This window comes from Candidatus Marithrix sp. Canyon 246, from assembly GCF_001723685.1.
Classification (GTDB): domain Bacteria; phylum Pseudomonadota; class Gammaproteobacteria; order Beggiatoales; family Beggiatoaceae; genus Marithrix.
In genome coordinates this window covers 172,501-197,097 of the sequence record NZ_MCBX01000001.1, presented here as the reverse complement: position 1 = coordinate 197,097, position 24,597 = coordinate 172,501, and the positions used below count along the sequence as shown (strand labels likewise).

Annotated in this window: 26 protein-coding genes (1 of these 26 only partly in view); 14 read left to right on the top strand and 12 right to left on the bottom strand. The window is 35.1% G+C overall.

The window, feature by feature from the left end:
- Positions 1-7 precede the first annotated feature (7 nt).
- From dnaQ to BHU68_RS00920, 5 genes are all read left to right on the top strand, one after another.
- Positions 8-715: a DNA polymerase III subunit epsilon gene (gene dnaQ, locus BHU68_RS00940; RefSeq protein WP_069469925.1), complete on the top strand. Its 708-nt coding sequence runs from the start codon at positions 8-10 to the stop codon at positions 713-715.
- Positions 697-3,303 carry a DNA polymerase I gene (polA, locus tag BHU68_RS00935; protein ID WP_069469926.1) on the top strand — a complete coding sequence of 869 codons (2,607 nt, stop codon included), beginning with the start codon at positions 697-699 and terminating at the stop codon, positions 3,301-3,303. Before dnaQ ends, polA begins: the two co-directional genes overlap by 19 nt.
- A 29-nt stretch (positions 3,304-3,332) precedes the next feature.
- Positions 3,333-4,385 carry a LamG domain-containing protein gene (locus BHU68_RS00930; protein ID WP_069469927.1) on the top strand — a complete coding sequence of 351 codons (1,053 nt, stop codon included), beginning with the start codon at positions 3,333-3,335 and terminating at the stop codon, positions 4,383-4,385.
- A gap of 440 nt (positions 4,386-4,825) precedes the next feature.
- Positions 4,826-5,725, top strand: coding sequence for a hypothetical protein (locus BHU68_RS00925; protein ID WP_069469928.1), 900 nt, complete (start codon positions 4,826-4,828; stop codon positions 5,723-5,725).
- Between the two features lie 2 nt (positions 5,726-5,727).
- Entirely contained in the window at positions 5,728-6,411 is a 684-nt protein-coding gene (locus BHU68_RS00920; RefSeq protein ID WP_069469929.1) for a GNAT family N-acetyltransferase, read from the top strand.
- On the opposite strand, the gene BHU68_RS00915 is transcribed toward BHU68_RS00920, so the two are convergent.
- Genes BHU68_RS00915 through purM form a run of 3 tightly spaced genes read right to left on the bottom strand, consistent with a single transcriptional unit; the run spans position 6,398 to position 8,968 of the window.
- A complete protein-coding gene (locus BHU68_RS00915; protein ID WP_069469930.1) occupies positions 6,398-7,345 on the bottom strand; it encodes a caspase family protein in 948 nt (315 codons plus the stop codon). The two genes, BHU68_RS00920 and BHU68_RS00915, sit on opposite strands and share 14 nt — an antisense overlap.
- A gap of 16 nt (positions 7,346-7,361) precedes the next feature.
- Positions 7,362-7,970 (bottom strand): phosphoribosylglycinamide formyltransferase, encoded by a 609-nt coding sequence (gene purN / locus BHU68_RS00910; protein ID WP_069469931.1) that lies wholly within the window; start codon positions 7,968-7,970, stop codon positions 7,362-7,364.
- Complete coding sequence (purM, locus tag BHU68_RS00905) at positions 7,970-8,968, bottom strand: phosphoribosylformylglycinamidine cyclo-ligase (RefSeq protein WP_069469932.1); 999 nt, start codon at positions 8,966-8,968, stop codon at positions 7,970-7,972. The genes purN and purM overlap by 1 nt, the downstream gene beginning before the upstream one ends.
- A gap of 73 nt (positions 8,969-9,041) precedes the next feature.
- Here purM and BHU68_RS00900 point away from each other — a divergent pair, with 73 nt between their 5' ends.
- Genes BHU68_RS00900 through BHU68_RS00885 form a run of 4 tightly spaced genes read left to right on the top strand, consistent with a single transcriptional unit; the run spans position 9,042 to position 13,457 of the window.
- On the top strand, positions 9,042-10,805 hold the full coding sequence (locus tag BHU68_RS00900) for a DUF1800 family protein (RefSeq protein ID WP_069469933.1): 1,764 nt from the start codon (positions 9,042-9,044) through the stop codon (positions 10,803-10,805).
- A gap of 2 nt (positions 10,806-10,807) precedes the next feature.
- Positions 10,808-12,220 (top strand): DUF1501 domain-containing protein, encoded by a 1,413-nt coding sequence (locus BHU68_RS00895; RefSeq protein WP_069469934.1) that lies wholly within the window; start codon positions 10,808-10,810, stop codon positions 12,218-12,220.
- Positions 12,220-12,756, top strand: coding sequence for a D-glycero-beta-D-manno-heptose 1,7-bisphosphate 7-phosphatase (gene gmhB, locus BHU68_RS00890; protein ID WP_069469935.1), 537 nt, complete (start codon positions 12,220-12,222; stop codon positions 12,754-12,756). The genes BHU68_RS00895 and gmhB overlap by 1 nt, the downstream gene beginning before the upstream one ends.
- A gap of 5 nt (positions 12,757-12,761) precedes the next feature.
- Positions 12,762-13,457, top strand: a complete 696-nt coding sequence (locus tag BHU68_RS00885; RefSeq protein WP_069469936.1) for a lysophospholipid acyltransferase family protein — start codon at positions 12,762-12,764, stop codon at positions 13,455-13,457.
- Between the two features lie 45 nt (positions 13,458-13,502).
- Here BHU68_RS00885 and BHU68_RS00880 read toward each other — a convergent pair whose 3' ends face one another.
- Genes BHU68_RS00880 through BHU68_RS00855 form a run of 6 tightly spaced genes read right to left on the bottom strand, consistent with a single transcriptional unit; the run spans position 13,503 to position 17,282 of the window.
- On the bottom strand, positions 13,503-14,237 hold the full coding sequence (locus BHU68_RS00880; RefSeq protein ID WP_069469937.1) for an N-acetylmuramoyl-L-alanine amidase: 735 nt from the start codon (positions 14,235-14,237) through the stop codon (positions 13,503-13,505).
- Between the two features lie 12 nt (positions 14,238-14,249).
- Positions 14,250-15,374 carry a succinyl-diaminopimelate desuccinylase gene (gene dapE / locus BHU68_RS00875; protein ID WP_069469938.1) on the bottom strand — a complete coding sequence of 375 codons (1,125 nt, stop codon included), beginning with the start codon at positions 15,372-15,374 and terminating at the stop codon, positions 14,250-14,252.
- Positions 15,374-16,156: a peptidylprolyl isomerase gene (locus BHU68_RS00870; RefSeq protein WP_069469939.1), complete on the bottom strand. Its 783-nt coding sequence runs from the start codon at positions 16,154-16,156 to the stop codon at positions 15,374-15,376. The genes dapE and BHU68_RS00870 overlap by 1 nt, the downstream gene beginning before the upstream one ends.
- A 12-nt stretch (positions 16,157-16,168) precedes the next feature.
- Positions 16,169-16,447 (bottom strand): BolA family protein, encoded by a 279-nt coding sequence (locus tag BHU68_RS00865; protein WP_069469940.1) that lies wholly within the window; start codon positions 16,445-16,447, stop codon positions 16,169-16,171.
- On the bottom strand, positions 16,447-16,746 hold the full coding sequence (locus BHU68_RS00860; protein WP_069469941.1) for a YciI family protein: 300 nt from the start codon (positions 16,744-16,746) through the stop codon (positions 16,447-16,449). The genes BHU68_RS00865 and BHU68_RS00860 overlap by 1 nt, the downstream gene beginning before the upstream one ends.
- 2 nt (positions 16,747-16,748) lie before the next feature.
- The gene (locus tag BHU68_RS00855) at positions 16,749-17,282 is read right to left on the bottom strand and encodes a septation protein A (protein ID WP_069469942.1); all 534 of its coding nucleotides are present in this window, start codon (positions 17,280-17,282) and stop codon (positions 16,749-16,751) included.
- Positions 17,283-17,318: 36 nt separating this feature from the next.
- Between BHU68_RS00855 and prmC the strand changes: the two genes are divergently transcribed.
- A complete protein-coding gene (gene prmC, locus BHU68_RS00850) occupies positions 17,319-18,137 on the top strand; it encodes a peptide chain release factor N(5)-glutamine methyltransferase (RefSeq protein WP_069469943.1) in 819 nt (272 codons plus the stop codon).
- On the opposite strand, the gene BHU68_RS00845 is transcribed toward prmC, so the two are convergent.
- Positions 18,080-19,438 (bottom strand): UDP-glucose dehydrogenase family protein, encoded by a 1,359-nt coding sequence (locus BHU68_RS00845; protein ID WP_069469944.1) that lies wholly within the window; start codon positions 19,436-19,438, stop codon positions 18,080-18,082. The two genes, prmC and BHU68_RS00845, sit on opposite strands and share 58 nt — an antisense overlap.
- 48 nt (positions 19,439-19,486) lie before the next feature.
- On the opposite strand from BHU68_RS00845, the gene BHU68_RS00840 reads away from it, so the two are divergent.
- Both BHU68_RS00840 and mshL read left to right on the top strand, forming a co-directional pair.
- The gene (locus BHU68_RS00840) at positions 19,487-20,227 is read left to right on the top strand and encodes a HesA/MoeB/ThiF family protein (protein WP_069469945.1); all 741 of its coding nucleotides are present in this window, start codon (positions 19,487-19,489) and stop codon (positions 20,225-20,227) included.
- Positions 20,209-21,711: a pilus (MSHA type) biogenesis protein MshL gene (gene mshL / locus BHU68_RS00835; RefSeq protein ID WP_083234223.1), complete on the top strand. Its 1,503-nt coding sequence runs from the start codon at positions 20,209-20,211 to the stop codon at positions 21,709-21,711. Before BHU68_RS00840 ends, mshL begins: the two co-directional genes overlap by 19 nt.
- Here the strand turns inward: mshL and BHU68_RS00830 are convergent.
- Positions 21,706-21,891 (bottom strand): DUF6726 family protein, encoded by a 186-nt coding sequence (locus BHU68_RS00830; protein ID WP_069469947.1) that lies wholly within the window; start codon positions 21,889-21,891, stop codon positions 21,706-21,708. The genes mshL and BHU68_RS00830 overlap by 6 nt on opposite strands.
- On the opposite strand from BHU68_RS00830, the gene dndA reads away from it, so the two are divergent.
- Positions 21,890-23,023: a cysteine desulfurase DndA gene (gene dndA, locus BHU68_RS00825; protein WP_069469948.1), complete on the top strand. Its 1,134-nt coding sequence runs from the start codon at positions 21,890-21,892 to the stop codon at positions 23,021-23,023. The two genes, BHU68_RS00830 and dndA, sit on opposite strands and share 2 nt — an antisense overlap.
- Here the strand turns inward: dndA and BHU68_RS00820 are convergent.
- Entirely contained in the window at positions 23,012-23,695 is a 684-nt protein-coding gene (locus BHU68_RS00820; protein ID WP_069469949.1) for a YggS family pyridoxal phosphate-dependent enzyme, read from the bottom strand. The two genes, dndA and BHU68_RS00820, sit on opposite strands and share 12 nt — an antisense overlap.
- 241 nt (positions 23,696-23,936) lie before the next feature.
- On the opposite strand from BHU68_RS00820, the gene BHU68_RS00815 reads away from it, so the two are divergent.
- Positions 23,937-24,597: the 5' end (the start) of a sigma 54-interacting transcriptional regulator gene (locus BHU68_RS00815; RefSeq protein WP_083234304.1), read on the top strand. It continues 767 nt past the right edge of the window; only the first 661 of its 1,428 coding nucleotides appear in the window; it begins with the start codon at positions 23,937-23,939; its stop codon lies off the right edge, out of view.

Here is a 24,597-nt window from a genome sequence, read left to right as displayed (position 1 = left end):
TAAAATAATGCGTAAAATTATATTAGATACAGAAACAACTGGATTAAGCCCCAAACAAGGGCATCGTATTATTGAAATTGGTTGTGTCGAGATGGTTAATCGACGCATTACTAATAGAAATTTTCATCAATATTTACAACCTGATCGTCAAATTGATCCCGGAGCTGCTCGTGTTCATGGTATTACTAATGATCAGTTGAAGGGTAAGCCGCGTTTTGTTGATATTGTTGATGAATTTATGGATTTTATCAAGGGTGCTGAGTTAATTATTCATAATGCCCGCTTTGATGTTGGATTTATTAATCATGAATTGCAATTGTTGAATCAGAATCGGCAGCAGTTAGAGGCTTCTTGTAAGATTTTAGATAGTTTGGCTTTGGCTAAAAAACTTCATCCTAGCCAAAAAAATAACCTTGATGCTTTATGTAAACGTTATAATATAGATAATTCTAATCGTCAATTACATGGTGCATTGCTTGATTCTGAAATACTTGCAGAAGTTTATTTGGCAATGACTGGTGGTCAAGTAAGTTTATTATCTTCAGGTAATGCCCAGCAAATTGATATAGAAAATATTATTAAACCTATTTCTTCTAATCGGGCTAAATTAAAGCTTATTACTCCTAACAAGGAAGAATTAGAATTACATCAACAATTTTTATCTCGGATTGATAAAGCTAGTAAAGGTAAGTGTTTGTGGCAAGAATTATTTTAATAGATGGTACTAATTATTTATATCGTGCATTTTATGCTTTAGAGAACATGCCTAATGGTGCTATTTATGGCATAACGAATATGTTAAAGAGCTTGTTGAAGGATTATCAGCCAGTTTATGCCGCTATTGTTTTTGATGCTAAAGGCTCTAATTTTCGTCATAGTTTATTTCCAGAATATAAGGCTAATCGCAGCAAAACCCCTGATGACTTGAGTGCGCAAATTCCTGATGTTCATGAAATGGTACAGGCTTTAGGGTTTCCATTGTTAATGGAAGCTGGAGTCGAGGCTGATGATGTTATTGGTACTTTGGCTTTGCAAGCGCAAGCCGCTGGAATGGAAGTATTAATTTTTACTGGTGATAAGGATTTTGCTCAATTAGTTAATTCCAAAATCACTATCGTTGATACCATGAAAAAAACTAACTTTGATGTCTCAGCAGTGATTGCAAAGTTTGGAATTGCGCCTGAGTTAATTGTTGATTATCTCAGTTTGGTTGGTGATAAAGTTGATAATATCCCCGGTGTTTACAAGGTAGGACCAAAAACTGCTGTAAAATGGTTAAATGCTTATGGTAGTTTGGAAGGAGTGATTGAAAATGCTGCGAAAATTAAGGGCAAAGTGGGTGAATATTTACGTGAAGCTTTACCGCAATTGCCGCTAAATCGTCAATTAGTTACTATTAAGCCTGATGTTGTTTTATCAAAAAGTATAGAAGATTTAACATTAAATCCTGTTGATGTAGAAAAATTACGGCAATTATATACTGCATTGAATTTTAAAAAATGGTTAAATCAATTGCCTTCAGTAGATGTAGGGTGGGTAGAGCGAAAGCGAAACCCACCAATCCAGCAAAATGGTGGGTTTCGCTGTCGCTCTACCCACCCTACAATATCTACAAAATTTGAATTTGAGGATTATTTACAGCATCTAAATCAAGCTAAGATTTTTGCATTTAATCTCGAAACTAATATTGAAATAATTGGAATTTCATTTGCCTTACAAGGGCAAGAGGCAGTTTATATTCCTTTAGCTCATGATTATTTAAATGCTCCACCGCAATTATCGCTAGCGGCACTGAAAAATTTATTAGAAGATCCTAACAAATTAAAAATTGGATATAATTTCAAACAACAGGCTCATGTATTGGCTAGTTATGGTATTGAATTACAAGGTATTGCCTTTGATACCATGTTAGAATCTTATGTATTAGATAGCACTGCTAAAGAAGATGATTCTAGCGCATATGAAGCAATAGCTGGTAAAGGTAAAAAACAATTAACATTTAATCAAATTGAAATTGACACTGCTGCGGATTATGCTACTAAAAAGCTTAATAATATTTTACAAATACATCAAGAGTTATGGGCTAAATTAGATGCTAAATTACTTAAAATCTATCAACAAATAGAACAGCCGCTGATTTCAGTATTAAAACGCATGGAAGCTTATGGAGTCAAAATCGACGCAAAGCTACTTTATGATTATAGTGAAGAGTTAGCTAAGAGTATGCACACTATTGAAACACAAGCTTATGCCTTAGCTGGAACTGAGTTTAATCTAAATTCTCCGAAACAATTGCAGACGATTTTATTTGAAAAATTAAATTTGCCAATATTAAAAAAGACACCTAAAAAGCAGCCCTCTACTGCGGTTGAAGTCTTAGAAGAGTTAGCAATAGACTATCCATTACCAAAATTAATTTTAGAATATCGCAGTTTGAGCAAGTTGAAATCAACTTATACAGATAGCCTAGCTCAACAAATTAATCCAAAAACTCAGCGCGTTCACACCTCTTATCAACAAGCAGTTACAGCAACTGGGCGATTATCATCAATTCAACCGAATTTGCAAAACATACCAATTCGCACCGCACAAGGGCGAAAAATTCGTCAAGCATTTATAGCTCCTAGTGGCTATAGCTTATTAGCGGCAGATTATTCTCAAATAGAACTGAGAATAATGGCACATCTGTCAGAAGATGAAAAATTATTAGCGGCATTTAGAAACAATGAAGATATTCATAAAGCCACAGCGGCAGAAGTATTTGAAGTAGCAATTGAAGAAGTGAATTTTGAACAACGCCGTAGTGCAAAAGCGGTAAATTTCGGACTAATATATGGAATGCAAGCCTTTGGATTAGCAAAACAATTAGGAATTAAACGCCAAGAAGCACAAACTTATATTGATAAATATTTTGCGCGTTATCCGAGTGTCAAAAACTACATGGAACAAATTCGAGAGATAGCCAAACAACAAGGCTATGTAGAAACCATATTTGGCAGACGCTTATATATCCCAGAAATCAAATCCCGCAACCCCCAACGACGACAATATGCAGAACGTACAGCGATAAACGCCCCAATGCAAGGAAGTGCCGCAGATCTGATAAAAATGGCAATGGTAAAAATGGACAAAGACATGAAAATGATAATGCAAGTTCATGACGAATTAGTATTTGAAGTGGCAAAAGATCGCGTTGAAGAAGCAAAAAGCAAGATAATTGAAACTATGACAACAGTGGCGGAACTGTTGGTGCCTTTGGTGGTTGAAGTTGGTGTGGGGGATAATTGGGATGAGGCACATTAATTAATATTTTTTATATTAGGATAAACTTAATGAAAAGATTAAAATGCTGTTTACGCGCTGTACTTTTGATTGCAATTGGATTCTCTTTGATTCCGGTTGTTTGGGCTGATTTGAGTGATGGCTTAGTTGCCTATTATCCGTTTGATGGGAATGCTAATGATGAATCTGGGAATGGGAATCATGGAACGGTGCATGGAGCCACTTTAATTAGGGATAGAAATGGGAATGCTGAAAATGGGTATAGTTTTAATGGGAAGAAGGATTATATTCATCTATCTTCATTAGATAGTATTGGTTTTAAAAATGGAACGGTTACATTGTGGTTTAAACTAGCAACAGGTTTCCATACTGGGAATAAGGCAATAAATCTATTTAGTAAGGATAACCAAGCACACGAGCAAAACGTTATAGAAGCATATTTCGATCGTAATACAGGGAAAATAAAATTGGATTATGGTGATTTTGGGCAATCCATTTTTAGTGATTCTGATAGTTGGGATTACCAGTGGTATCACTTTGCCTTTAAATGGGGTAATATCGGACTAAAAATGTATGTCAATGGGATAAAACAAACAGATACTTTAGATATTGTATCGCCTGTAAATGCTGATACCATCACCCATATTGGAACTCACCAAGCAGTTACAAACTTCTTTAAAGGTGATATTGACGACATCCGCATATACAACCGCGCTCTTTCTGACTCCGAAATCCAACAACTTTACCAACCTTGCCAACCATCCATTGACATTAAACTCAACAGCAATAATCGCGTAACAGGTGATAGAGTCGTCATTAACACTCATATCAAAGGTCCCAGTATATCTGACTCATCATGTTTGCAGACAAAAGTTGAACTAAAATTCTGGGCTACATTACCTAACAATTCTGTAATATCTCTGATTAAACCATTCACCATGCTGAGTTTATTGCCCGGATATGATGCTAATAGCAAAATTTTTGAATACACCTTTGGTGGTGCTGAGCCTATTGGTTCATATGAAATTAATGGTAGGCTTCTACATACGTTTAGTGGTGAAACCATTAGTAGCGATATTGAAGTTTTAACGTTTAGTAAGTAAACAATTAGGTAGAGAGTGAGCAACGTCTTTTAGTTGCCCATTACTCAATAAAACCGCTTTATCCCTGCTTATATAGCATCCCTGTAGTTATCATGAATATAAAAATCACACATCTCAAAAAAACCCGTTTATTCCGTAAATCCGTTGTACTATTCCATTTGAAAATAAAGTACAACGGATTTACGGAATAAACGGATTTTTAATTGGTAAGTTAGAAGAAGCTTCTCGTAAACTTAATGTATTCATTATTAATTACCTTGCACTGTCTTCAATATTTTTAGTTTTTAATAATAATATAATATATTGCTAAAATCAATCATACATGTCATCAAAATTTTCCATTCAAAAAATATTTTCAAAAAAAATTGATAAATTAAAAATCATCAACTAGACTTACAACTAAGAGATGTCAGTATTAAATAATAATTAGGAATAAGTCAATGAATTCTACTAAAACTATTATGTTAGTTTCCGCAGGCAAACTTGCCACTATACCCGGAACTAGTGTCGCTGAAGGCAAAGAAGAAGCCCCTAAAGAAAGACCGCCATTAGCCTTACATGAAATGGCTAATCCTATTGATGCCATTGTTCCCCCTATGAATCATGGTGATTATGAGCATAAAGGTACCTCTTTTGAACAAAGTGGTGAAGATTTTAAAGGTGCAGGGCTAATTTTTGCTGGTGAGCAAGGTGAAAAACTACGTTTAGACTTTCTAATAAATCATCTGTACTTTCCTGAAGGTGTTAATGAATTGGATGTTTTTGTCGCTTATAGTTCTAGTGTTGGCTATTTTGAAGATAATGAATATTTACCCGGACTTGGAGACAAGGATGATTATGATGATTCAGAAGAAAGAGCTGGTCATATGGGTGATCATGGTAAAAGACCAGTATATAAACCGGGTAAGCCTTTAGGTGATCGTGTAAAACCTAATAAACAAGCTCCTAAACCTCCTCAAGTTGGTGCTGGTAAACTTTGTTTAGATATGACTAATGTTCAAATACTTGCAGGTGTTCGTGTTAAAGCTCTACAACAATTAATTGATACTCCAACTCCATTAGGTCAAGCTCTTCCAAATCCTAATTCAGTTTCAGTTTCTGTAAATTTGTCAGATTTACATAATTTTGAAGGTGATGAGTTATATTTTCAAGCTATGGCTGTTCCAGTTGGCGAAACCATCAATTTTCCTGAAGCACAAGTTTCTGAATGTGATCGTTTTTTTATTGTTAAACCTGAAGAAGGTCAACCGGGTAGTGGTAGTAAAGCAGACCCATTGTCTGGTTCTAATGGAACTACTGATGGTCAAGATATTCCTTCAACTCAAGGCAAGGTTCAATAATTATGGAATTTGCCCCTATTGGGCTTCAGCCTCTGCAAGGATGCAGAGTGGTTTTGGAACGTTCTGCGCCTAAACATGCACCCTTCTTGCGGGAATGTTATCAGAATGAGGAATTTATGGATTTATATCGCTTAGCGCAGAATCGTGATGAAACCGAAGCTCAAATTAAACAACGTTTAGTTAAAGAACAACAACATTTACCTCAACAACTAAAAGGTATTGAATGGGTAATTCATCAACAAAAGCAGCCTATTGGCTTAGCAGCTTTGGTTGATTATAAAAAATATCATCAACGCGCTGAATTATTATTTGGTCTCACTGATAGTAAATATCGAGGTACTGCTAGCAGTTTAGAATCCTATTTATTAGTCTTAGAATTTGCTTTTAACATAATTAAACTTCATAAAGTAACAGCTTTAATTTATGGTTATAACGATAAAGCTCAAAAAACTGTAGAACACTTAGGATTTGTTCAAGAAGGCTTATTAAGAGATCATATTAATACACCCAAAGGCTTTATAAATATGTACTTCAATGGCTTAACTGAAAATGACTTTCGTAGTAGTAAATCAATGCAAAGATTATCCAAACATTTTTTAAAAAGAGATGTTACAGCAACACCCCCCTTAGTAGAACCTCTGACAAAAGATTATTTAGCCAAAGTGGAACAAGCTATTCGCATGTAATACCTGTTGAACGACGACAACATAAGTAACCTTTTCTATTATAGAAATAATAGGGACATTCACCTCTGATTGTTGCTTGTTCACATGTAGTTCCACTAGATTTACGACAACAAAGATCACCTTTATTATTATAATAATAATAACATTTTTCTATACCTGAAGGAACAAGATTAGGACGGGTTTTCTGAAAGTTTTTAATCCTGACTTCAGATTGAGGGTGTTGCACAATACCATTAGGCAAACGTATTGGGACTTCAGCACGTTTAACTAATTGATTCCAATTTGGAGAAGAACTAGCAAGCTCTGTATTTAAACTTTCTAACAATTGATAAGTAAAAAAACCACCATGCTGACCATTACCCCAAGCATATTCTCCCCGACGAGCCGCCCCCATAACGATAATCCCTTTATGTTTTAAAAATAATTTTTGATAATTTTCCTTTTTAGCAGTCTGAACACCTCGTAAACTCATAAAACTATTTAAACTTGAACCGCGACTAGTAAGATTATTACAACTATCAGCAATGATTAATAATAAACGAGGTTTTTTAGCCTTTAAACTAGAAATAACATTATCTAATTTCAAAGAACGCCCCTTCAAATTTAACGCTGGCCATTTAGCCCCAGCATTACTACTATGACCAGAATAATAAAACATCACAACATCATCCCGCCTAACTGACAAACTATTTAAACTACGCTTTATAGTATTAAAATTAAAATTATAACCATATATATTTTGCTCTCTTAATATTAAACCAGTATTTCTAGCAATATTTTTAGTGAAAGTATTAATTTTCCGTTTATCAATAATAACACTACTACCAATAGTGCTATCATTAGTATCAGCAATAATAATCGCATGAAAATTAGCCGCCAAAGAATTAGACAGCAAAAAAAACTGTATTACTAATATTAAAATAAAATTTTTCATTTTAATGCCTCATTGATTAATTATCAGACCTGACAGGTTTTAAAAACCTGTCAGGTCTAAAACCCGATTCTGCAAATAACTGTATAGCTTCTGGATAAATCTTATGTTCTTGCTGCAAAACTCGTGCAGCTAAACTTTCTTCAGTATCATCAGCTAATATTGGAACCCGTGCCTGAAGAATAACCTCCCCAGCATCTAACTCCTCTGTCACAAAATGTACACTAAGCCCATGTTCCTTCTCACCTGCTTCTATAGCGCGTTTATGAGTATCCAAACCCTTAAATTTTGGCAACAAAGACGGATGAATATTGATTAAACGCCCCTTATAATGCCTAACAAACCCCTGACTTAAAATACGCATAAACCCAGCCAATACAACTAATTGCGGATCATACTTATCAACACATTCCTGTAACGCAGAATCGAATTCTAATCGCGTTGCAAAATCCTTATGATCCAAAACCTCAGTACTAATTCCAGCTTCATCAGCATAAATTAAACCAGCAGCTTCTGGACGATTACTAATAACAGCACTAATATTAACTAAAGGATTAGCAACATCAATAATAGCCTTTAAATTACTACCACGCCCAGAAATAAGAACTACTATGGATAATTTTTTCATTATACGATTTTGATTTGTTGACTAGAATTACTCTCAATATCCCCAATATGCCAAGCTATTTCACCTAAATCTGTTAATAAATTTAAAGCCTTATTTTTTTCAGCGGCTGGAACACAAATAACCATTCCAACACCACAGTTAAAAGTACGATACATTTCAGTATCACTAATACCACCTTGATCTTGTAACCAATCAAAAATAGAAGGGCGTGACCAACTCTTACTATTAATATTAGCACAACAATCAGCAGGCAATACACGTGGTATATTTTCTAACAACCCACCACCAGTTATATGCGCCAAAGCATGTACTGGTACTTGTGAAATCAATTCAAGCAATGATTTAACATAAATCCTAGTAGGTTTTAATAAAGTATTAATAATATTCTTATTAACATCTGGTTCTAAAAGTTTTCTAATTAAAGAATAACCATTAGAATGTGGACCACTAGAAGCTAAACCAATTAAAGCATCACCAGCCTTAACTTTACTACCATCAATAACAGCATCCTTTTCAACTATACCAACCGAAAACCCAGCCAAATCATAATCACCACCACTATACATACCCGGCATTTCAGCAGATTCGCCACCAACTAAAGCAGCACCAGCTAATTCACAGCCTTTACCAATACCAGCAATAACCTGACTAGCCACCTCAACATCAAGCTTACCAGTAGCATAATAATCTAAAAAAAATAGCGGCTCAGCACCAGAAGTAACAATATCATTAACACACATTGCAACTAAGTCAATACCTATTGTGTCATATTTCGCATAAGTTTGTGCTAATTTCAACTTAGTACCCACACCATCAGTACCAGAAACAAGAACAGGCTTCTGATAACGATCTAAAGGAATTTCAAATAAAGCCCCAAACCCACCTAAATTGCCCAACATCTCAGGGCGGCGAGTACGAGCAGCAATTGGTTTAATGCGTTCAACCAATAAATTACCATTATCAATATTAACACCAGCGTCGCGATAAGAATTTGTCATATTTATTTTTTATAAACTTGTATTTTTGAGTATATTGTTATTATAATATATAAACACACTTAGGAGAGTTATCATGCTAAAAAAAATATTGACCACAGCCTCAGTGATATTAATCACTGCTAATAGTTACGCTGCTGGTTTTCAGACTATTAGTAATGCTGATTGGGATGAAGGAGCAGTACGTCGCGTATTACATGCTTTTGCTTATGGTGGTCAGACCAATGAAAAAATGATTATAAAGCTTGCTAAAATGTCACCTAAAGCTGCAATTAAAAAAATGCTTACTTTTGGTAAGTCTAATGGTAATATTTCTAAACGAGCTAAAATTGATGCTGCTAGATTGTCTAAAAAAACTAATGGTAGCTTACGTGGATTAGGTGAATTTTGGTCTTCAGATCATTCTGATAATGATGTGGCTGAAAATAAACGTTATAAATATTCTGTTGCATTAGGTACTAATGTACGACCCGCTGAATTATGGTTACGAGCTACTGTTAGTCATGGTTTAAATCCATTTCGTCAAAAAGTTGGTATTTGGGAAACCAACTATCATATGGCTGTTAATCTCAAATCTTCTGTAAATGCTCAACAAATGCTCACTTATTATGATGATGTTGTTAAAAGTTTAGGTAATACAAAACGCGCTTATGATAAAACTCTGACTATTGCTGGAACTTCAGCCGCTGTTGCTGAACATTATGGTCATCGTAATAATGTCTATAAAAATTATCTGTGTTTATGTAATGAAGATTTTGCTCGTGAGTATTTTCAATTGTTTTTTGGTATTTTAGGTGATGAAGATCCTGATTATCATGAAGAAATAACTATTAAAAATACAGCTAAAGCTTTGACTGATATGAAAATTGAATATGTATCTGGTCAAGGTAGAGTTGATCATGTAACTTTTGGTACTGAATTTCATACGCCGGGTACTTTGGATATTCTTTATAGTCTTAATAAAGGCCGTAATGCTTTAAAGAGAATTAAGAAATTGTCTAAAGTTGCAATGTATTATCATGAAAGTAGAGATAATTTACCTGTTATCATTATAAGTGGCTTAGCAGATGATAATTTAAGTGATGCTGATATTGCTCAAATTCGTGCAGCATGGTCTTCTATGAAGACTAAAAATCTTCTCTCTTTCTTACGCGCTTATGCCATTTCAACTCAATTTCATAACGCTAGTCGAGTAAAATATTTGACCAGCATTGATCGACGTATGCTTATTTATACTCAATTTATATTAAATAATGCGGAAATTGATCGTTATTATCTTCCTGCTTATTTAAGAGAAGAACAAGCTTATCCATTTGAACCTGTACATAATGTATTTGGTGGTCAAACTGGTAAAGAGGCTGCAAATAGTAGTGATATTTTTCGTGCCCATTACAATAGTGTAACTGAAAAAAATTATGTGTTTGTGAAAGTAGCTGGTAGTGGTAATGATACATGGCGTAAGGATTGGGCTTCTGTACTATCTAAAAAATTAAGTATTAAATATGAAGTCGATAAAATTGGTGAATTTCTCTGGGATCGCTTTATTGGTGATGGCTTGAAAAATTATGCTACTTTGGAACGTGCTTATGTCAATTCATTATTAGCTTCTGGTAAAGATTTGGCTTATGCTATTGATGCAAATGATTTAGATCGAATATTCACAACTAATGAATTGGAAACAGACGTTAATCTGATTAGTCTATTGGAAGATTTCGCTAGCACCAAAATGGCTTTAAAAAGTAAGGATGATAAAGAACGTCAAGCAGCTAATCGAAATATAGGTTTAGCAGTGAGTTTTATTTTAGGCACACCATATCTATTTGCACGCGAGGGACGCTAATCATGAAACGTCGTAATTTTATTAAATCTACACTTGTCTCCAGCGCACTTTATGGCGTTGGTGGATTTTCATTATTTAACCAAATAGCACATGCTAGTGTTGGTGGCTTTCCAACACTTGGTAGTCGCGTATTAGTCGATCTGATGTTACATGGTGGACCAAATTTACGGCATTTAATGCCACCTCCTTATGAGTCAGATCCTAATAGTTTTGGTTATCGTTATTGGCAGGAAAATGCCCAAGCTCATAATTTATCGGATGATCCAACCGCTTGGGAACAACGTTGGGAAAATGATTATTACCATTTAACTGATGGTACTACTGCTTTTGGTTTGCTTAAAGAAGCAACATGGTTAAAAACCATGTGGGATCAGGGTTTTCTAGCAATTGTCAATAATGTTATTGGCAGTAATAGTCGCGATCATTCCTATTGTCAAATGATTAAAGATCAGGGTAATGTCAATGCCGGGCGTAATGATTCTGGTAATCCCGGTTGGGGCGGTAAATTAGCTTATGTAACTGATGGTAATGTTTTAGCATTGACATCAAGCCCACGAAATTTTTGTTTTGGACCAAATCCTAATAATCTGAGTCAACGCTCTAATGCCAATGTAATATCAGCGGCTGATACTAGAACAATGCGATTATATCATCCCTCAGCAGGCAAAGAAAAGACTTATGCAGGGCGTATAGCTAGAAGCCTCAGAGCTTATTATGCAGCTAAACGTGAAGAAATAGCTTCAGACTCAATATATAAACGATTTACTGATATGGAATCTAAATCCCGTAAGTTTGGTGATGCTATTGATGACCGTTTAAGTCAATTTCCTATTCCTAGTAATATTGAAGGACTTTATACTGCTGGTAGTTCTAATGTATTAAATAATCGTGGTTTAGGTAAACAAATAAGAAATCTATATGATAGTCTAGCAGTTAATGATATTGTGAATCTGCGAGCCGCATCATTAGCAATGGGTGGCTGGGATACGCACAAAGATCAAAAATCAACTATTGAAAAGAATTTTAGTGACTTATTTGGAACCAACAAAGCATTTGATGCTTTATCTCAAAACCTTCCAGCAATAGTAAGACAAAATTCAGTATTATTAATAGGTGGAGAATTTGGTCGTCAATTAAAAGCAAATGGTAATAATGGTACTGATCATGGGCGAGGCACATCATTTTTAGTAATTGGCGATAGTGTCAATGGTGGAATTTATGGAAATATGTATCCAGAAGCAGAACTAGCCAGATTAGATGATAATAGCCCTGATATTACTGGATTAACAGAATATGACCACATATTTGCACCAATTTGTGATTGGATTGCGCCAAATAGCGGCAGTATGATTTTTCCAAATCAAACCGCTGCTACATTAGAAACTGGCGTTGATTTGACGCAATTGTTTATTTAATGAAAAAAATAATAATATTAGATCGCGATGGAGTCATCAATTATGACTCTGATGACTTCATCAAATCAGCTAATGAATGGCAACCACTTCCCGGCAGCTTAGAAGCAATTGCTAAACTGAATCATGTTGGTTATCAAGTATTTATAGCATCTAATCAATCAGGCATAGCACGAGGCTTATTTACATTAAATGAATTAAACCAAATTCATAACAAACTACACCAGCAACTTGCTCAAGTTAATGGTAAAATTGAAGCAATCTTCTTTTGTCCACATGGACCAAAAGATAATTGTCTATGTCGTAAACCGCTGCCCGGTTTATTTCATCAGATTGCTAATTATGTTGATACCACCTTAACTGATGTAATAGCAGTAGGAGATTCATTGCGCGATTTACAAGCAGCAAAAGCAGTTGCTGCCAAACCTATTTTAGTACTAACAGGCAAAGGTAAACGCACAGTAAATCAATTAGTTGACGCAGTACCAATCTATGAAGATTTAGCCGCAGTAGTTGAAAATTTATTAACTGATAACTAAAAAAAATGCTAGGTTCATTATTATTTATAATAGGGCAAATATTAGCTACATTAATATTTGCTATTTTAGCTCTACTAATTCTTCCTTTACCATTCCGATACCGTTATACCATAATGACAGGCTGGGCAAAGTTTGTAGTTTGGTGGTTAGAAAAAACCTGCAAGATTACTTATGAAATAGAAGGCTTAGAAAATATCCCATCTGGTGCTGCAATATTATTAAGTAAACACCAATCAACTTTTGAAACCATCGTATATCAAAAAATCTTCCCCATACAAGTTTTCTTATTAAAACGTGAATTATTCTATATACCCTTATTTGGTTGGGCATTAGCAAGCCTTGAACCAATTGCAATTAATCGCAACAAGCGTCATCAAGCCATGCAAGAACTAATAAAACAAGGAACAGAACGCTTATCGCGTGGTTTATGGGTGGTAATATATCCAGAAGGAACTAGGGTAGCTCCGGGAAAAAAAGAACGTTATCGCGTAGGTGGAGCATTATTAGCCGAAAAAAGCGGCTATCCAATAGTACCAGTTGCAATTAACTCAGGAAAATTTTGGCAACGTAATAGTTTTATAAAAAAACCCGGAACTATAAAAATCGTAATTGGTCCGGTAATTGATCCTAAAGGTAAATCTTATAAAGAAATCAACAAAATAGTTGAAGAAAGAATTGAATCTGAAATGTTGAAAATGTAATTAGACCTGACAGGTTTTAAAAACCTGTCAGGTCTTTGAACGAACTTATTTTGTATTTATATATAAAACACGATTTTCTTCATCCCAAAGGATGTTATCATCTTCATCTGTTTCAGTATGTAACCAGATTTCTTTACCATCTTTAATGACACGAATATCATTATCTGGTTTATCATCATCTTCTTGCTTTGGTTCTTCTACCTTAGATGGATCATAACCTTCTAATAAAGCCTTTGCCTTTTCCATTACGATTTCGGCATAATCAGCTTCTGTACCACCACCATAAATTGGTACACCTCGATCCCAAGGGCGTGAGCTTTTATATTTATGCCCAACACTAAAACCTACAGTACCACCTTTAGGAAAAGCTTCTATGATACTATCAGCAAGGACTTTAGCTAGTTTATCTTGTCCAGCGCTACTACGAATAATTTCGGCATGTTGGGGATTACTACCAAATAAAGGCTCTAATAAAATCGCTGGCATCTTGGTATGTTTGACATTACCATTACCACGACCACCATAACCTCCAACCTTTATGCCTCTTCTACCACCTACTGGCACACTAAATACTTTTCCTATTTGTTGAGCATACCAACGCCCCCAATTGCGGCTAGTTTGAGATGAACGATAACCTACTATTACCATTGAATAACCAGCACGACGATTAGCAGCACCATTAAAATGTTGCTCAACATAAGCAACACAACGATCTCGGTTAGCTTGTCTTTGTCGCCATCTATAATCGCCTTTATAAAAACGCACTTTATAATTAGACATATATTATATTTCCTATAATAATTGCTTTATAATTGCTTGATAAATCTCAGATAACTTATCAAGATCCTCCACACTGACACATTCATTAACTTTATGAATAGTATTATTCAGTGGTCCTACTTCAATTACTTGTGCCCCTGTAGGCGCGATAAAACGTCCATCAGATGTGCCACCAGCAGTTGATAAAGTTGGTTCATAACCACATACATTATGAATGCTTTCTACAGTTGCCGCTACTAACTCTCCGGGTTCAGTTAGAAATGGCAAACCACTGTGCCTCCATGCTAAATTGTATTTCAGTCCATATTCATTTAACAAATTAGTCACTTGTTGTTGCAATTGCGTATGAGTGACTTCCGTACTATAACGAAAATTAAATACAATTTCCAACTCACCGGGAATTACATTATCTACCCCTGTTCCAGCTTTAATATTAGAAATCTGAAAACTGGTTGCTGGGAAAAATTCATTACCTTGATCCCATTCAGTTTCACATAATATCTTTAATACTGGTGCCGCTTTATGAATAGGATTATCAGCTAAATGAGGATAAGCAACATGACCTTGTAAACCTTTGATAATTAAAGTTCCACCTAAAGAACCACGTCGCCCGTTTTTAACCACATCACATAATCTATCAGTACTAGAAGGTTCTCCGACTAAGCACCAATCAATCTTCTCTCCCTGAGCTTCTAAATGCTCAATCACCTTAACAGTTCCATCAACTCCCGGACCCTCTTCATCGCTAGTTATTAAAAATGCGATTGAACCTTTATGTTGAGGATTATCAATGATAAAACGTTCACAAGCAGTAAGCATTGCAGCAATACTACCTTTCATATCAGCCGCGCCCCGCCCATACAACAAACCATCATCTATAGTTGGTTCAAAAGGCGGGAATTGCCAACTTTCTACTGGACCAGTTGGCACCACATCAGTATGCCCTGCAAATACAAATAAGGGTTCAGCTTCTCCATGCCTTGCCCATAAATTATCAACTTCACCAAAGCGTAAATGCTCTATCGTAAAACCCAATTTTTCTAATCGTTCCGCAATCAAAATTTGACAACCCGCATCATTAGGAGTTACTGATGCGCGGCTAATAAAATCTATTGCCAGTTCTAAGGTATCCGACATTATTTAATAATTTTTGCCTTAGCTCTTAATTGAAAACTATATTGTTGCATTTGTTGACTTTGTAAGCCATTTCTAATCTGTTCCTTGACCAGATTAAATGCAGGTGCTTGTTGAAATTTAATTCCTTCAACTTTAATAATATGCCAACCAAATCTACTTTTTACAGGTGTTTTAGTATATTCACCTTTGGCTAATTTTTCCATTGCATTACCAAATGAAGGTACAAGTTTTTGTTTTGTTACCCAACCTAAGTTACCATTCTGTTTGGCTGATCCAAGATCACTAGATTTTGCTTTTGCTAGTTTACCAAAAGATTTGCCTTTTTCAATTTCAGCAATAATTGCTTTAGCTTCAGTTTCAGTTTCTACTAAAATATGCCGTGCCTTATATTGTTTCGGCATTTTAATTTGAGTAATTCGTTGATTGTAGAAATTTCTAACAGTAGCATCAGTGATCTTATTGTTTGCTAAATAAGTCTGCAATGCAAATGACATCAGTAGATTATCACGCAACTGTTTTAATTGCTCAATAAATTTAGGATCTTGATCCAACTTATTATTAAGAGCATCTTGCCTCAACAATTCGCGATCAATCATTTCCTCAATTATAGTGCGCTTATCAGGTGTAACATTAGTTTTAGTTTTTTGGCTACGTATCTCAACATACTGCTCATAATCTTGTTGAGTCAGACTAATGCCATTTATAGTTACTACTGGTTTTGCATAAGCATTTAAAGAAACCAAGCATGATAAAACACTAATACGAATTAAAGGTTTAAACATAATTTAACTATCCTAGTTTGATGAAAATTCTTCTGGCGTTTGAGCATTAATACTTAAAGCATGAATTTCAGTATTCATTAAATCATCTACAGCTGCATAAACTATACGATGACGCTGAATCAAGCTTTTATCATTGAATTCTGAGCTTACAATATGGACATTAAAATGTCCACCGCCATCACGCGCACCAACATGACCAGCATGTTTACTGCTATCATCAACAATTTCTATATGAGAAATCTGAATTGCTGCTGTTAATCTTTCTTTAATTAAATCTACTCTATCTGTCATTATGGTAATACTTTCTTAAAAGGTTTAACTGTCACTTTAGCATATACACCAGTTTCATAATATGGATCAGCATCAGCCCATGCTTGCGCATCCTCTAATGAAGGAAATTCTGCAATAATTAAGCTGCCACTAAATCCAGCAGTACCCGGATCTATAGAATCAATAGCTGGATGTGGTCCAGCTAAAACTAGACGACCTTCAGACTTTAAAATTTCTAAACGCTCAATATGAGCTGGACGAGTTTTAACTCGTATTTCAAGACTATTAGCTACATCTTCACTTATAATAGCATAAAGCATTTTTAATTCTCTTTTATATAACGGGCTAAATAAATACCTTGACCAATCACAAACAATAAGGTTAATCCCATAAGACCAAATAATTTAAAATTGACCCAAGTATCAGTATCAAAATTAAACGCTACATATAGGTTTATTACACCCATTGTAACAAAAAATGCTACCCATGCTATATTTAATACTTTCCAAACATGTTGTTTTGTGACTTCAATTTGGCTATCCAACATTCTTTGCAATAAAGTTTTTTTACCTATAAAATGGCTGCCAAAGAATGCAATTGCAAATGCCCAATTGACTATAGTCGGTTTCCATTTAATGAAATTTTCATCGTGTAATAATATGGTTGCTCCACCTAATGTTACAACTAACACTAATGTAATTAGGTGCATCTTTTCAATGCGATGATGTTTAAACCAAAACCACACTACTTGAATTATGGAAGCCACAATTATTACAGCAGTAGCTACATATATATCATATAATTTATATGCTATAAAGAATAATACAATTGGAAAAAGATCAAATAGAAATTTCATTAATTATTGTTAATCCACAGTTAAAAAAATGTTTTTATGCGTCTAAATCAAGTTATATCAACCGCTATTGAAAAATTATCACATTCTGATACACCGCGCTTAGATGCTGAAGTATTATTATGTCATGTATTAGATGTGACACGCAGTTATTTATATGCTTGGTCTGATAAAATCATTACAGATAATCAATACAATCAATTTCAACAATTATTGGAACATCGCATTAAAAATGTGCCTATTGCCTATATTATGGGTCATAAAGAATTTTGGTCATTAGACTTACAAGTTTCTGAAAATACACTTATTCCCAGACCCGAAACTGAATTATTAGTCGAGTTAGTATTAGCACATTTAGAATCTGATAGTCAAGCTAAAGTTATAGATTTAGGTACTGGTAGCGGCGCGATTGCTTTAGCAATTGCAAAAGAGCGTGTCAATTGTAATGTTATAGCCACTGACAAATCTACCACAGCATTAGCGATAGCAAAACAAAATGCCAGAAACTTAGGCTTAGAACAAGTAAAATTTTTGCAGAGTGATTGGTTGAACAATTTAGGGATAGCAGATGTGATTGTATCGAATCCACCATATATTGCAGCCGCTGATCATAACTTAAATCAACATGAACCGCGAACTGCCTTGGTAGCTGGCAATGATGGATTATCAGATATTAGAACCATCATTGCCCAAGCTCCTAAGCATCTTACAGATGGTGGATATTTATTATTAGAGCATGGTTATGATCAAGCCGCTGCGGTACGTCAATTATTGAAACAGTTTAAATCTGTTAAAACTTATCAGGATTTAGCCGGGTTAGATCGAGTTACTGTGGGAGTTCCACGTCCAATAGCATAATAAACAAAGCCACGTTCACGCATTCTATCAGGCTCATAAAGATTACGCCCATCAAAAATAACAGCAGTGTTCAAACGAGACTTAATAAAATCAAAATCAGGGCTTCTAAACAGCTTCCACTCAGTAATAATAACTAAAGCATCAGCGCCATCCAAAGTAGCTTCAGGATTATCGCATAACAGCAAATCAGCGCGATCACCATAAATACGTCGCGCCTCAGACATAGCTTCAGGATCATAAGCCTGAACACTAGCCCCCGCATCCCATAAAGCCTCCATAAGTTTACGACTAGGAGCATCGCGCATATCATCAGTATTAGGTTTAAAAGCCAAACCCCACAAAGCAAACTTACGTCCCTGCAAATTCCCATCAAAATGCTTACTCACCTTAGTAAACAAAACTTGCTGTTGCTCCTTATTAACGCTTTCAACAGCCTGCAAAATACTAGCATCCAAACCAATCTTCTGAGCGGTTCTAGTTAAAGCTTGCACATCTTTCGGGAAGCAAGAACCCCCATACCCAGCTCCCGGATAAATAAAACTAAACCCAATCCGAGGATCAGAACCAATACCCAAACGTACATTTTCAATATCAGCTCCAACCTCCTCAGCAATATGCGCCATCTCATTCATAAAACTGATCTTAGTAGCCAACATAGAATTAGCAGCATACTTAGTCAATTCAGCCGAACGAATATCCATAATCAGCAACCGATCACGATTACGATTAAAAGGAGCATACAACTCCCGCATCAACTCACTAGGGCGAGGATTATCAGTACCAACCACAATACGATCAGGCTTCATAAAATCATCAATAGCAGCTCCCTCCTTTAAAAATTCAGGATTTGAAACCACATCAAACTCATGCTCAACACCGCGCTCATCTAATGCAGCTTGCACCGTAGCACGCACCTTATCCGCAGTGCCAACAGGAACCGTAGATTTATCCATAATCAAACGATAATCCTTCATATGTTTACCAATAGTATCAGCTACTTGCAAAACATACTGTAAATCAGCAGAACCATCCTCATCAGGCGGTGTTCCTACAGCAATACACTGAATATCACCATACTCCACCCCTTTAGCTACATCAGTAGTAAATTCTAAACGCCCAGCCGCTGCATTTGCTTTTAACAAACTAGCCAAACCCGGTTCATGAATAGGAACCTCACCCTGTTGTAAACGAGCAATTTTATCCTCATCAACATCAACACATAAAACATGATTACCAACATCTGCTAAACAAGTGCCTGTAACCAAACCAACATAACCAGAACCAAAAATTGTAATACGCATATTAAATTAAATTGTTAAAAAAAGAGATTTACTGATAAAATATCATATATGAATGATACAGAACTACTACATTATAGTCGTCAAATTCTATTACCAGAAATTGGTATAGAAGGGCAACAACGTTTATTAAACGCCAAAATATTAATTATAGGTTTAGGCGGCTTAGGCTCACCAGCCGCCATGTATTTAGCAGCCGCTGGTGTTGGGCATTTATATATATCTGATTTTGATAAAGTCGAACAATCTAATTTACAACGTCAAATTATTCACAATACCAACAACATTGGAAAATATAAAGTTGACTCAGCCCGTGAAAGCTTATTAGCACTAAACCCCTCAATAACAGTTACCCCACTATATAAACAATTAGATCATCAAGCATTAATTGAACCAGTAAATAAAGTAGATATTGTTTTAGATTGCACAGACAATTTAAAAAGTCGTCTGGCGATTAATCAAGCATGTGTTCAAACAAAAACACCACTAATATCTGGCGCGGCAATACGTATGGAGGGTCAAATATCTGTTTTTAATAGTAATTTAGAAAATACTCCTTGTTATCGTTGCTTATATCCAAACAATCAAGAAATAGTTGAAACTTGTACTGAAACTGGAATCTTAGCACCAATGGTAGGAATTATTGGCAGCTTACAAGCCTTAGAAGCAATGAAAGTCATTATAGGAATTGGTAATAATTTAATAGGGCAATTATTATTAATTGATGGTATAACAATGGATTTCCAGACTATTAAAGTAAAGAAAAATCCAAAATGCCCAACATGTACATAAAACTATTTTATATAATAATATTATTAATACCAGCCTGTGTTCAAAAACCACAACCAGCAAAACCACAGATTCATACCAACCATCTTTCACATTTTCCACCTCCTCAACCATCATTACCAGATATAACGCCAATAGAGGAGGAACCCCCACCACCACCACCAACATTACCATTAGAAACCTACACAATAGTTGTTCACAAGGTACCTGTTTCAGCTTTATTATTTAATTTAGCACGTGATTCCAAACTAAATATTGACATTCACCCAGACATAAAAGGCAATGTAACACTAAACCTAATTGATCAAACCATGCCCCAAATACTGCAACGCCTTACCAAATTAGTAAAACTACGTTACCAATATCATGGCAAAAATTTAGTAGTATTACCAGACACACCATACTTCCATACCTACAAAATATCTTATGTAAATATCAAAAGAAACACAGTTAGCGAAATGAATATAGCTACACAAATTATTTCAGGCATGAATGAAAAAAATGGTAGCGATTTAGGAAAAAATAACTCCACCACCAAAATTACTAATGAATCTGATTATAATTTTTGGGAAAACCTCAAAAAAAATCTCTTAGCCATATTAAAAACTAAGAAACAAGAAATTTATAAGGTAATTATTAACCAAGAAAGCGGCATAATTACTATTAATGCCACCCATAAACAACATCAAACAATAAAGGAATTTCTAAAAAAACTAAAAACCAATATAAAAAGACAAGTATTAATAGAAGCAACAATCATAGAAGTACAACTCAACGATCAATATCAAGCAGGAATAGACTGGCAATTAATTGCAGGAGATTTCAAAATAAATCAATCATTACTTGGAGGGAATTTAGCCAACGCGCCATTTTACTCTATAGAATACAACAACCCAAATAGCCTATTTGGAAATTTTTTTACCAAAATACGTCTCTTACAACAATTTGGAAATGTAAAAGTACTATCTAGCCCAAAAATTATGGCACTAAACAATCAAACCGCCATACTAAAAATTGTTGATAACCACATTTATTTCACAGTCAGAGCAATTCCAGCTACACAAGTCAATTTAAGAGGAGACTTAGTCACAGCCTTTAGTTACGCCACAACACCACAAATCCTACCAGTAGGATTAATCATGAACGTCACCCCTCAAATCAGCGAAAAACAAACAATAATTCTAAATATTAGACCAACAATATCACGTATAATTAGCTTTAAACAAGATCCAAATCCAGACTTAGCCCGCGCAGGTGTAATTAGTAAAATTCCTGAAATACAAGTACGCGAAATGGAAACCATGCTCAAAATTCAAAGTGGTAATGTCGCTATAATTGGAGGATTAATGCAAGACACAATAAATCAAACAACCCAAACAATACCAGTCTTATCAAAATTACCAATTATTGGCGACTTATTTACCTATCGCAATAATCAATCAATTAAAACAGAACTTGTGATTTTTTTACGCCCAGTAGTATTATAAAGGTACCTTATCCACAGTATCAGCAACAGTATCAATAACTTCATCAGCAGCACCACCAACTACTGGAACTACAGAAATTATAGCCCCACCTACACGCAGTGGAACAGTAACAACTTTAGTTAAAAAACATCCACTTAACATAAAACCTACAAATAATAATATAACATATTTTTTTATCATGACAATATACCTAGATTGCAATGCAACTACACCAATAGAAGCTCAAGTACAAAATTCTATCATAAAATACATGACAGAAGAATTTGGTAATGCTGCTAGTCGCACCCACGAATATGGATTAACAGCAAAAAAAGCAGTACAACAAGCGCGTGATCAAATAGCAAAACTTGTAAACGCCAAACGCGAAGAAGTCATATTCACTAGTGGTGCAACCGAAAGCAACAACATTGCGATATTAGGATTACAAAAATATGGCATCCAACATAACAAACGCCATATTATCAGCACCACAATTGAACACAAAGCCGTACTAGAACCACTAATGGAACTAGAAAAACAAGGATTTGAAATTAGCTTAATCCATCCTAATAAAGACGGTTATGTTGAACCCCAAACTATAAAAAACGCGCTCAGAAAAGACACCCTTCTAGTATCCATAATGCACGCTAACAACGAAACCGGAATTCTACAACCAATAACCAAAATAGCAGAACAACTACAACAACACCAAACATATTTTCACGTAGATGCCGCTCAAGCCTACGGCAAAGACATACCCACACTACGCAACCAACGCATAGACATGATCAGCGCAAGTGCCCACAAAATATATGGACCAAAAGGCATAGGCACATTAATAATACGTCGTCGCGGCTACCAAAAAATGCCACTAACACCACTAATGTATGGAGGAGGGCAAGAACGCGGCTTAAAACCCGGCACATTACCAGTACCCCTAATTGTAGGTTTTGGTATCGCAAGCCAATTAGCACTTCAAAATCATAAACAACGCAACCAAACCTGCAAACAATTCAAACAAAAACTAATAACAGCATTAACACCATTAAACCCAACAATTCATGGCAACTTACAACATAGCCTACCAAACTGCATCAACTTCTCCATCAAAGGAATAGATAGCGAAGCCGCGATTCTAACATTAAAAGGAATAATAGCCATATCAAATGGATCAGCCTGCACCTCATCCAACTACAGCTCCAGCCATGTCTTACAAGCCATGCAACTATCAGAACAACAAATACAAGGAGCATTAAGAATATCTTGGTGCCATCTAACACCCAGCGTAAATTGGCAACCAATCATACAACATCTGAATCAACTAATTATTTAATCGCTGACCAAAAATACCAGTACCAACTCTAACCAAAGTCGCACCTTCAGCAATAGCCGCCACCATATCATTTGTCATCCCCATTGACAAAGTATCTAAGACTATTCCTGAATCCTGCAACTCCTTATAAACCACAGACAACTTATGAAAAGCATTACGCTGTTCAACAAAATCACTACAACGCGCTGGCAAAGTCATTAAACCTCGTAACCGCAAACGCGGTAATTCCAAAACCTCATTGATTAATGATTGCAACTCAACTAAAGACACACCAGCTTTCTGTGGCTCCTCACTAATATTAACCTGAATACACACATTTAATGGTGCTAAACTAGTTGGACGTTGCCTATTTAAATGTTGAGCATACTTCAAACTATCTAATGACTCAACCCAATCAAAATGACAAGCAATCAAGCGCGTTTTATTGCTTTGCAATGAACCAATAAAATGCCATTCCAAAGAATAACTTTCTAAAGCCCTAATTTTTTCAATAGCCTCTTGCAAATAACTCTCGCCAAAACTATATTGACCATATTCCACAGCTGTCATGATATCAACAATTGGACGAGTTTTACTAACAGCCAATAACTGCACATCTTCTAAATCACGATTAAACCTTCTACTTGCTTCACCAATTTCACTTCTAATACTAATTAAATTATTACCAATCATATTTTATATATATCAAATCCTCATATAGTTTACTATAATATATATAAAATGTTTAAATTTAGACACAACTACAAATAACAAAAAGACAGATGCTAAAAATAAATGATATTAAAAATCAAACATATAATGCTATATATAATATATGGATTAATAATTGCATTATATATAGTAACAATATCATGATCACAATTCAATATTGACCATAACTTAATATCTCATTTATTATTCCAAGGATTTTGGTATGCCTAGAAAACCAACAAAAAAATCACAAAAACCAATTATTGAAGAACAAATTCGTCCATTAAGAATATTGCTGGTTGATGATGATCCATTTATTTTAACAATGGTATCAGCTTGGTTAGAAGCAGAAGCTTATGAAGTTAAAACCACAGAAAATGGTAGCGATGCCATTAACAGTTTAGCTGACTTTGATCCTCATTTAGTAATCACAGATCTTCGTATGGAAGGAATGGATGGTATAGCCTTACTAAAAGAAATTCAAAATTACAACTCAGTATTACCAGTTATTATGCTCAGTGGTGCCGCTGAAATATCAGATGCAGTTTCAGCAACACATCAAGGTATCTTTGAATTTTTAACTAAACCAATTACACCTGAACCATTATTTAACAGTATAAAAAATGCTTTAAACCATGTAAGTATAGGAGAACAAGCAACTGATTTTGCACCAGCAATTATTCACCAAAGTCAAATAATGGTTCAACTATTAAAACAAGCACAACGTGTAGCCAAAACGGGTAGTAGTGTTTTTATCGGTGGAGCAACAGGAACTGGCAAAGAATTATTAGCTCGTGCTATTCACAATGCTAGCCCACGTCGTAAAGAAGTATTTTTAGATATAAACTGTGGAGCATTATCAGAACAATTACTAGAATCAGAAT